This window comes from Corallococcus llansteffanensis, assembly GCF_003612055.1.
GTDB lineage: Bacteria > Myxococcota > Myxococcia > Myxococcales > Myxococcaceae > Corallococcus > Corallococcus llansteffanensis.
This window is the reverse complement of the sequence record NZ_RAWB01000401.1, coordinates 1-9,176: the sequence shown is the minus strand read 5'-3', so window position 1 is coordinate 9,176 and position 9,176 is coordinate 1. Positions and strand designations below refer to the sequence as shown.

Sequence of the window (9,176 nt, the reverse complement as noted above, 5' to 3'; positions counted from 1 at the left end):
CCCATGCCCGCGAACATCGATGTGAGGAAGCTCTCCAGCTCTCCCTCCAACCGATTCAGCTGTCTTGGCGTCATGCTCAGGGAACAGTCCGCCCACCCTCACGCATTCTGAAAGTGACCAAGTGGTAGTAGCTGCCCGACAGCTTTCCGACATGCGCGCTGCTGGACTCGGCTTCAGGGGACGTGGACATGGGGGCCCTTGCGGTGCGGGGGAGGTCCGACGCGCACGAAGGTGTGCGTCGGACCCCTGTCCCGCCATCGTCCCCAGGGGCCTCCTTATGGGTGGCTGGCAGGGTCCGCGGGGTCCGTCCCCGCCACCCGCTCATCCCCGTCGAGGAACCCGTCCAGGTCCCGGTCGATGCCCACGCGCGTGCCCGAACCCGGGGGCGTGCAGGTGTACGTCAGCACACCCTGGCTCGTGGCCACGGCCGAGCGGAGCGCCGAAGCGGCCACGAGCGGCAGCGCCGCGCGGTCCGTCTTGAACTGCCCGCCTCCCACGTAGCGGAAGCCCATCTCGTGGGTCCCCGCGCGGCCCTTGGCGACGAGGTCGCACTCGCCCGCGTTCGCGCGCGCCACCAGCAGGTCGATGCGCGGCCCCACCACGCCAGCGTTGGTGGCGGTGAGCGTCACCTGCTGCCCGACGATGGGGGCCAGATTGGTCTCGAAGGCGAACATGTACTGCTCCATGTCCTTCTTGGCCTGCACGCCCGCGGGCGTGTTCGGGATGCCCACCGCGTTGAAGATGGGGTGGAAGTCGAAGCCGCTGTTGAAGAGGAACAGCGTGGGGATGGCACCATCGCTGTTGAAACCAATGCCTCGCACCTGGTCGCCCAGGAACGGATCCACTGGCGTGGTCCCGAAGGCGAAGCCCGCGCCGAACATGCCGACCTTCTGGTAGATGTTCCGCAGGTGCGGCACCTTGGGGAACAGCGGCTCCACGTCGAAGGAGCTCTTGCCCTCCGTGCCGAAGAAGCCCTTGAACGGGCCCTCGCCGGGGTTGGCGTTGACGTCCACGCGGTGGCAGGCCCCACACGAGCCCTGGAAGGAGCTCGTGGTGTTGACGAAGAAGTCCTTGCCCGCCTGCTGCGACGGCGTGAGCGAGTTGTCCAGGTTGCGGATGGGATTGGGCGGATAGGCCACCTGGAGGATGAAGTCGGAGAACTTCTGCATCTGCTCCGGCGTGAGCTGGGAGCTGCGCCCCAGCAGGTCCATGAAGGCCGGGTTGAACTGCTTGAAGGCCGCGACCTCGTCGAAGGTGCCGCCGTTGGGCTGGACGCTCGGCGCGGCGTTGCCACCCGTGCGGTCCCCGCGCCAGTGCATGGGGCCGTGGTTCGCCATGCCGCGCAGGCTCTGCGTCGACAGCGGGCCCTTCATCGGGTGGAAGGACGTGTCCTGGCCGAACGTCGGGTCCGTCCCGAACTCCGGCAGCACGGGCACGATGGGATTGGCGTTGGCCTTCACGTCGCCGTCCGGGTTGCCCAGGTCCCACGTGGTGCTGTCGAAGTCGCCGAAGATGTGGCAGCTGCCGCAGGACGAATCGCCGTGGCTGGAGCTCGTGCGCGCGTCGTAGAGGAACGGACGGCCCTGCACCACGCTCGGCGGCTCGGGGTTGAACATCGGCAGGTGGGCCACCTCCGCCTTCGTCGTGGTGTTGACGACGGAGATGGCGTTGTCGAAGCGGGTCAGCACGTAGAGGCGGCCCCGGGCCTCGTCCAGCACCATGCCGGTGGGGCCGCCGCCCGTCAGCGGAATCTGGTTCGCGGTGCTCGGCACGAAGGTGCCGGCCTCCAGCGCGGCGGTGGCGTACACGCCCAGCTTCGATGAACCGAACGCGGCGACGTAGAGCGTGGCGCCGTTGGACGTCACCGACATGCCCATGGGCTGCGCGAGGCTCTTCTCGCTCTCCGCGTTGGGCAGGGGCGCGCAGCAGGCCGCGTAGTTGATGTGTGAATTGAGGTGGCGCGGCACGACGCCCGAGCCGCCCAGCACCGTGATGCGGCTCTCGTGCAGGTGCCCGCGCAGGCTGCTGCCCACGAGGGTGCCGGGGCCCTCGAAGCGCAGGTCGTTCCGGGCCTCGGTGTTGCTGACGTAGACCTTTCCGCTCACCGGGTTGACGGCCATGTTGAACAGGATGGTGCCCACGCCCGAGTACGACCCCCCGGCGCCCGCGACCTGCACGGGCGGATTGGCGGTGGCGGAGATGGCGAACACGTCCTTGTCCGGCAGGGAGAAGCGCATGGACTGCGTCCACGGACGGTTGAGCACGTCCAGCCAGTCCTGGCCGTTGTACTTCACGATGACGGAGACCTCCGGCGCCGCGAGGCCCTGGTGGTTGACGTTGGGGCCGGGGACGCCGCCCACGGACTCGCCACCGTTGGGCACCAGGCTCTCGTGGACCACGGAGGTGCGGTTGCCGGAGTGGAACGCCGCCGCATAGACACGCGAGCCGTCCGGCGAGGCCGCGAGCGCGCGCGGCGTGTCCCCGAACAGGCTGACGCGGGTGAGCGGCGTGCCGCCCAGCGTCGCGCCCAGGTTCTCCGAGTCGAACACCCAGACGTCGGCCCGGCCAATGCCCGGCGTGGTGAGCTGCGGATCAAACGCCGTGTTCTGCCCCCGGTGCGCGGCGGTGATGAAGGCGCGCTTCTTCCCGATGCCGGCGAAGACGATGTCGCGAGGCTCGTCCCCCACGAGCAGCGTCCGCGTCACGGCGCCGCCGTGCCCGTTCCCATCCACGCGCACGATGCTCACGCTGTCGGACAGGTGGTTGACGACCCAGACCTCGTCGTTGCTCCGGGCCGCGACGGCGACGGGCTCCAGGCCCACGGGCACGGAGCCGGTATGGGTGAGGCCGGTCGCGCCGACCTGGAAGATCTCCAGCCGGTTGTCGGGCGTGTTGACGGCGAAGAGCCACTGGCCGTTGGGGGACAGGGCCAGGGGGCGGACCTGACCGCTCTCGAAGACGGTGAAGTGCTGCGCGAACGAGGGAAGGCTGGCCGCAAGGCTCAACAGCAGCAGCATCGCGGACGCGGCGCGTGGGAGGCCACGGCGTGAGGCCGGGTGTCTGGCTTTCATGATGCCTCTCTGGAAGAGGGGCGGACAGCCCCGACTTCACTGTAGGTGAAGTGTCTTGAACAGGGGAACGGGTGGGCGGGGACCCGGTGACAGTCGTTGCACGGCGCAATGGCTCCCCTCTGTACGCAGCGGGGGCCGCCCCCTGGCTATTCCTGGCCCGACGGCAGCGCCTGGGGCCACTCGCGCAGGAGCCTTCCCGCGGCGGCCTCCTGGGCCCACTCCACCTTGCCGACCAGCGCGTCCCCACCATGCTCGATGCGGAGTTCCCGCCACACCGGCGGCCCCGCGACGTAGCGCGTGTCCCCGGCGGCCCAGGACTGGCCTCCGGTGGCGTCCACCACGCGCGCCAGGCACGCGTCGAACTCTGCTTCCGGAAGCCAGCGCAGGGCCTCCAGCACCGGGGCCGCGTCGAAGCCCCGCAGCGACGTGGCCTTCCCGGTGACGGCGCTCAGGGCCCCGGGCCCCTGCCCCGCCGGGATGAAGGACACGCCCCGGGGGCGCAGCACGGCCTGCCCCGGGAGGCGGCCCAGCTTCGCGGGAAAGATCGCCACCGACTCCAGCCGCACCCCGGACCGGGCCGCCCCGCGCAGGGGGGCCTGACGGTGCAGCTCCAGGAGCGCGGCCACCTCCTCGGCGTCCGTCATGCCCCGTGCGCGCAGCAGGCGATTGCCCACCACGCGCAGGCCGAGCGAGCCCGGTTCCAGCCGGATGCCTTCCTCGGCGATGGTGCCCAGGCGCACCTCCTGGAGCTCCCCGAACACCGGAAGCCAGAGCACGCGCTCACTGGTGATCCGCAGCCGACCGGAGCCCAGGAAGGGCCACACCACGGGACGGACGAGGGGCCACAGCACGGAGCGCGCGAGGGGGGCGGCCCGCTGGCGAAGGGACAGGCCGTCGCCGGGAAGCAGCGCCCTGCCCTGGCGTCCTCTTGGATGCCAGCGGGCGTCGGTCTCGAAGACCAGGACTTCGCCCGGGTTCAGCTCCCACGCCATCGGCTGACGCACCAACGCCTCCAGCCGCGTCAGTGTCTCTTCCAGCGAGAGGTGCGCGGGCGCCACGGCCAGCGCCTCCAACCTGCGCTGCGCGAGGCCGATGAGCCGCTCGCGCCGAACCGACAGCTCGCGGGCCTCCCGCAGCACGGATGTGTCCTCGCTCCACGCCTCCACGGCCGCGCGACGTTGGACGCGCTCCAGTGCCTCTCGCAGCGCCTCTGCGTGAGCGACGAGCGCGGGCACCAGCTCCGGCCGCCGCAGCAGCCCCCGGCGCCACCGGCGACCCGACAGAAGCGCTTCCAGTTCCGCGTACCGACGCCGGGCCACGGCGATGAGCTCCGCACGGCCTTCGAGCTGGCGCTCGACATCAGCCCCGGTGAGGCCTGGGGACGAAGTGCTGGGTCGGGTGCGCTCGGCCATCGCTCCGCGCAGCATAGCGTCGCGAGGAGGGGTCAGGTCAGTGCGCTCGCCCATCGCGCCGCGAAGCATGACCTCGCGAGGCGGAGCCGTCCGGGCACGCGCGCCCTACTCGCCTTGCGTCTCCCATTCCAGGCGCTCGCACTCGCGCAGCATCTCCTCCGCTTCGGCGGACTCGGGGGGAGTCGGCGGGGTGGACTCGGGCCACGGCACGGAGGGCCGGGTGGGCGTGCCCTCCGACTCCTTCAGGAGCGCGAGCAGGTCCCGCGCGGACTGCCCGGGAAGCGGGGGCACGACATGCAAGGAGCGCGGCGCGACCTGCGCATCCCCGAGCGCCGGGGCCTCGGCCACGTCGTCGCAGGGAATCGCGGCGGCCTGAAGCAGGGGCGCGGGCTGGGGTTCGGAGGGCAGCAGGTCGTCCGGGTCGAAGTCGAGGAGCGGCCCGAGCGCCACGTGGACGGGCAGCTCCGCCTCCCCTTCTTCCAATGACACGCACCGCAGCGTGTTGGGGCGCGGCGTGGGAGCGCCCTCATCCATCAGGTGTGGCGGCAGCGGTGGCACGGCAGACAGCACCGGAGGCATCCGCGTCACGTCGGAGGAAAGGTCCGGGCGCGGAGGCCACGCGGGCACCGGCGGCGGCATCACGACCGGCTCGCGCAGCGGCAGCGAGCGCACCTGCGCCCCGCCCAGCTCCTCCTCCGCCTTCGCGAGCGCGGCGGCATGTTCCGCCAGCACCCGCTCCGCCCAGGCCTTCCCCCACCGCGCCAGGGCCACCACCCAGGAGAGGTGGCGACGCTCGCGGGCCTCCTCGGCCTCGACTGGCGGGGCGCCGGACACCGTCAGTCCTCCTTCACCGGCATCCGGATGACCAGGGGCATCGCGCCGGACGCGAGCACCTCGGACTCCACCGCCAGCATCTCGCCCTCGGCCCGCACCTCCAGCCGGCCCAGCGACTCCTCGGGTGACACGCTGGGGAACTGGAAGAGGCCCTCCGCGTCCGTGCGCGTGCTCAACTGCAGCGACGGCAGCGCCACCCACGCGCCGCGGATGGGCACGTCTCCGGGCCCCACCACCCGCCCCAGCAACGGGCCCGGCGAAGGGGGGCTCTCCACCAAAGACAGACAGCGCACCTCCGCCAGCGGCCGCTCCTTGCACACCTGCACCCGCAGGCGGAAGGCGGGACGCGGCACCGAGCGGAGCCCCGCCCAGAGCGCGGCGGGCACCGGGCTCAGGTCCACCTCCAATTCCTTGTCACTCATGGCCGCGAAGACCAGGTCCCCCAGCAGCCGGTGCGCGCGCTCCGGCGTGTCCGCGCCCACCGTCACCAGGTAGCAGACCGAGAACTGCAGGGTGCCGCGCGCCACCACGCGCGTCAGGGGCGCGGGCCCCAGCTCCAGCAGGTAAAGACAGACGCCACGCTCCAGGGAATCCCGGTCCGGCACCCCCAGATACACGGGCGCCTCCGTGGCAATGCGACCCACCCACGCTTTCATGCGTTGATCGACTTCGTCGATCATCCTTGGCCCCCGGTTCCCGGTCCTGACAACCGTTGCGCTGCCAGCCCATCGTACGCTCGCATCGGGTTGCGCATCTGACCATCACCCATGAGGTGGAGCGGGACGTCCGTGATCCGACAGGGATTGAAGCCCCCCGGGTCACTCCCGCCCTGTCGGGAACCGAGCAGTCCCCGGCCCGCACTTCGCGGCATCCCGGAAAGCCCGTACGGGTTTCACGCGACCTCGCTTCTCTTCGGGGCTCCCTTCCGCGAATGATGAACGCGGGCCGGCAACCACCGTGGAACTTTCGTCATGACGATGGACTCCCTTCCGATGAGACGACGCATCCCCCTCCTTCACTCTCCCCTCGCGCTGGGGTGTCTGGCGGCGCTTGGCATCGCCCCCCCCGCGCTGGCGCAGGACGACGGCGCCCCCAAGCACACGCTGGGCCTGCTGGTGGACGCCGGGGCCCCGCATGGCATCGGCGTGTCCGCGGTGGTGAAGCCCGCGTCGTGGCTGCGGCTGCAGGCGGGCCCCACCACCAACACGCTCAGCTTCGGCGTGCGCGGCGGGGTGAGCATCCTGCCCATGGAGACGTTCATCGCGCCGTCCATCAACGCGGAGGTCGGGCACTACTTCGGCTCCGAGTACAGCGACGTGCTGGACTGGCTGGGGCGCGACCCGAGCACGACGTCGCAGGCCATCCGCGACGTCACCTACAACTACGTGACGGGCAGCCTGGGCCTGGAGGTGGGCGCGCACAGCCGCTTCAACTTCTTCCTGCACCTGGGCTTGAGCTACGTGGCCCTCACCGTGCCGGACCCCACGCCGCTCATCCAGGACGCGGCGGACGACGACTCAGTCACGTCCGGGCCGCTGCACGTGCGCGCCACCATCCCGTCCGTGAAGCTGGGCTTCATCCTCTACTTCTTCTGAGCCAGGAGACTCCCCACCATGCGTACGAAATCCTTCCGCACCCTCCTGCTCTGCTGCGCCCTGCCCCTCTTCACCACGGGCTGCGAGTCGCTCTTCTCCCTCGAGGTGGAGGCCGAGGAGATCTGCAAGACCGAGGACGACCTCTCCTTCCCCGCCGCCCCTCCGCTCAGCGGCTCCGTGGAGCAGACCTTTCAGATCCCCCTGGGTGACTTCGCCAGCGCCCTGCCAGAAGACGCCGACGTGGAGACCGAGCTGCGGCTGAAGCTCTTCGACGCCACCGCCACCACCGACATCAGCGGCATCCAGCGCGCCAGCCTGTCGGTGCGCAAGCCGGGCTCCACGGAGTACGTGCTGCTGGGCGATTTCCGCAGCACCGGTACCGGCGGGCCCACCAACAAGCTCCAGCTCACCAGCAGCGGCGCGGTGGACGTGCTGGACCTGGCGAAGCAGGAGCAGCTGGAGTTCCTCTTCCAGGCGACCGGTTCGCCGCCCTCGCAGTCGTGGAGCGCGGACGTGAAGGTGTGCGTGGGCGCCAAGGCGAAGGCCAATTACTTCAACCTGGTGTTCTGACGCCCCCCTGCCGGCCCCCCCGGAGATGTCCACCGGAGGGGCCGGAAGTTGGACGCGGACGCGCGGCGCCCGTAAGTGGAGCGGGTGGGACGCAAGCGGGCCGTGGGCGGCATCGACATTCCGTGGTGGGCGTGGCTGACGCCGTGCGTGCTCGCGCCCGTGGTGCTGCTCAACGTGGGCGTGGCGTGGCTGGGTGGGACGCGGGTGTCGCCGCTGTCCTTCTCCTTCCTCCAGACCAAGGCGCGGGCGCTGGGGGCCTACGCGGCGCACCGGCCGGCCTGCGTGCTGGACGCGCACCCGCCGCTGACGCCCCTCATCACCGAGACGGAGCGCCGCCACGACCTCCCGCCAGGGCTCCTGCGGGCGCTCATCCAGGTGGAGTCGGAGACGCGGGTGCACCGCATCTCCCCGGCGGGAGCGATGGGCCCGGGGCAGCTCATGCCGGACACGGCGACACAGATGCGGGTGGAGGACCCCTTCGACCCGGCGCCCTCCATCGACGGAAGCGGGCGCTACCTGGCCGAACAGCTCCGGCGGTTCCGGGACGTGCGGCTCGCGGTGGCCGCGTACAACGCGGGGCCCGGTTCGGTGAACGGGCACGTGCCGCGCAATGGAGAGACGGAGTTCTATGTCGCCCGGGTGATGGCGGCCTGGGCGCACACCCGGCCGCCCCCGCCGGTGGCGGTGAAGCGCCCCGCCGCCGAGCCCTCCACGAAGGGGCCGGAGAGGGCCCCGGTGGTGAAGGCCGCCGCGCGCAAGGCCCGGCCGCCCGCCGCCAAGCCACCCGCGAAGAAGCCCGCGTCCCGGCTGCCAGGGGCTCCCACGCTCGCCTCCGCGCGGAAACCGTAGCGGCATCAGGGCTTCGGGGCGGAGCCTGCCGGGCGGAGCCCGCGGCCCTCAGTCCTTCCGGGACCGCGCCTCTTCCAGCCGCCGGCCGTGCAGGCCGCTGGCGGCGCCCGTGTCCAGCCACACCTCCACGTCGCGGTGGAGCTGGAGGAATGACGCCGGGCACCGCGTGGTGATGGGGCCGTGCACCATCCCCGTCACCGCCGCCGCCTTGTTCACGCCGAACGCCAGCACCACCACCTTGCGAGCCTGGAGCATCGCCGCCATGCCCACGGTCAGCGCCGACATGGGCACGCGCGACGGGTCGTCGCCGAACGGCTGCACGTGCGACAGCCGCGTCTCCCGGCTCAGCCGCGTGCGGTGGCTCATCGCCGTCAAGACCTCGCCCGGCTCGTTGAACGCGATGTGGCCGTTGGGCCCCACGCCCAGCAGCAGCAGGTCCAGCCCACCGGCCTGCGCCACCTTCGCGTCGTAGCGCGCGCACTCGGCCTCCGCATCCGGCGCGCACCCGTCGAGGAAGTGGATCCGCTCCGTTGACAGATTCACATGCCGGAACAGGTGCCGGTCCATGTACGCGCGGAAGCTGCCCCCGTCCTCCGGCGGCAGGCCCAGGAACTCGTCCACGTTGAACGTCGTCGCCCGCGACAGGTCCAGCTTCCCCTGCGCCGCCAGCTCCGCGAGCCCCCGGTAGACATTGAGCGGGGAGCGCCCCGTGCACAGCCCCAGCACCAGCTCCGGCGTGTGTCGCACGGCCTCGGCGATGCGCGCCGCGCAGGTGGTGGCCGCCTCCTGCTCCGTCTCGAACACGCGTAGGTTCATGGGTCGGCCAGCATACGCCCTCCCCCTCC

General features: G+C 71.4%; 8 protein-coding genes. 3 read left to right on the top strand and 5 right to left on the bottom strand.

The features are described 5' to 3' along the window. Nucleotides 1-275: 275 nt before the first annotated feature. From D7V93_RS29810 to D7V93_RS29795, 4 genes are all read right to left on the bottom strand, one after another. On the bottom strand, nucleotides 276-3,071 hold the full coding sequence (locus D7V93_RS29810) for a hypothetical protein (RefSeq protein WP_120646617.1): 2,796 nt from the start codon (nucleotides 3,069-3,071) through the stop codon (nucleotides 276-278). A 146-nt stretch (nucleotides 3,072-3,217) separates the two neighbouring features. Continuing rightward, complete coding sequence (locus D7V93_RS29805; protein WP_147451400.1) at nucleotides 3,218-4,483, bottom strand: hypothetical protein; 1,266 nt, start codon at nucleotides 4,481-4,483, stop codon at nucleotides 3,218-3,220. Between the two features lie 105 nt (nucleotides 4,484-4,588). Beyond that, nucleotides 4,589-5,317: a hypothetical protein gene (locus tag D7V93_RS29800; protein WP_120646615.1), complete on the bottom strand. Its 729-nt coding sequence runs from the start codon at nucleotides 5,315-5,317 to the stop codon at nucleotides 4,589-4,591. 2 nt (nucleotides 5,318-5,319) lie between these two features. After that, a complete protein-coding gene (locus D7V93_RS29795) occupies nucleotides 5,320-5,961 on the bottom strand; it encodes a carboxypeptidase-like regulatory domain-containing protein (protein WP_244237595.1) in 642 nt (213 codons plus the stop codon). A 348-nt stretch (nucleotides 5,962-6,309) separates the two neighbouring features. Here D7V93_RS29795 and D7V93_RS29790 point away from each other — a divergent pair, with 348 nt between their 5' ends. From D7V93_RS29790 to D7V93_RS29780, 3 genes are all read left to right on the top strand, one after another. Next, complete coding sequence (locus tag D7V93_RS29790) at nucleotides 6,310-6,912, top strand: hypothetical protein (protein WP_244237594.1); 603 nt, start codon at nucleotides 6,310-6,312, stop codon at nucleotides 6,910-6,912. A gap of 18 nt (nucleotides 6,913-6,930) precedes the next feature. Then, on the top strand, nucleotides 6,931-7,482 hold the full coding sequence (locus D7V93_RS29785; RefSeq protein ID WP_120646612.1) for a hypothetical protein: 552 nt from the start codon (nucleotides 6,931-6,933) through the stop codon (nucleotides 7,480-7,482). 84 nt (nucleotides 7,483-7,566) lie between these two features. Continuing rightward, a complete protein-coding gene (locus D7V93_RS29780) occupies nucleotides 7,567-8,331 on the top strand; it encodes a lytic transglycosylase domain-containing protein (RefSeq protein WP_120646618.1) in 765 nt (254 codons plus the stop codon). 48 nt (nucleotides 8,332-8,379) lie between these two features. Here the strand turns inward: D7V93_RS29780 and D7V93_RS29775 are convergent, their stop codons facing one another. Next, a complete protein-coding gene (locus D7V93_RS29775) occupies nucleotides 8,380-9,147 on the bottom strand; it encodes a glucosamine-6-phosphate deaminase (protein WP_120646611.1) in 768 nt (255 codons plus the stop codon). Nucleotides 9,148-9,176: the final 29 nt, after the last annotated feature.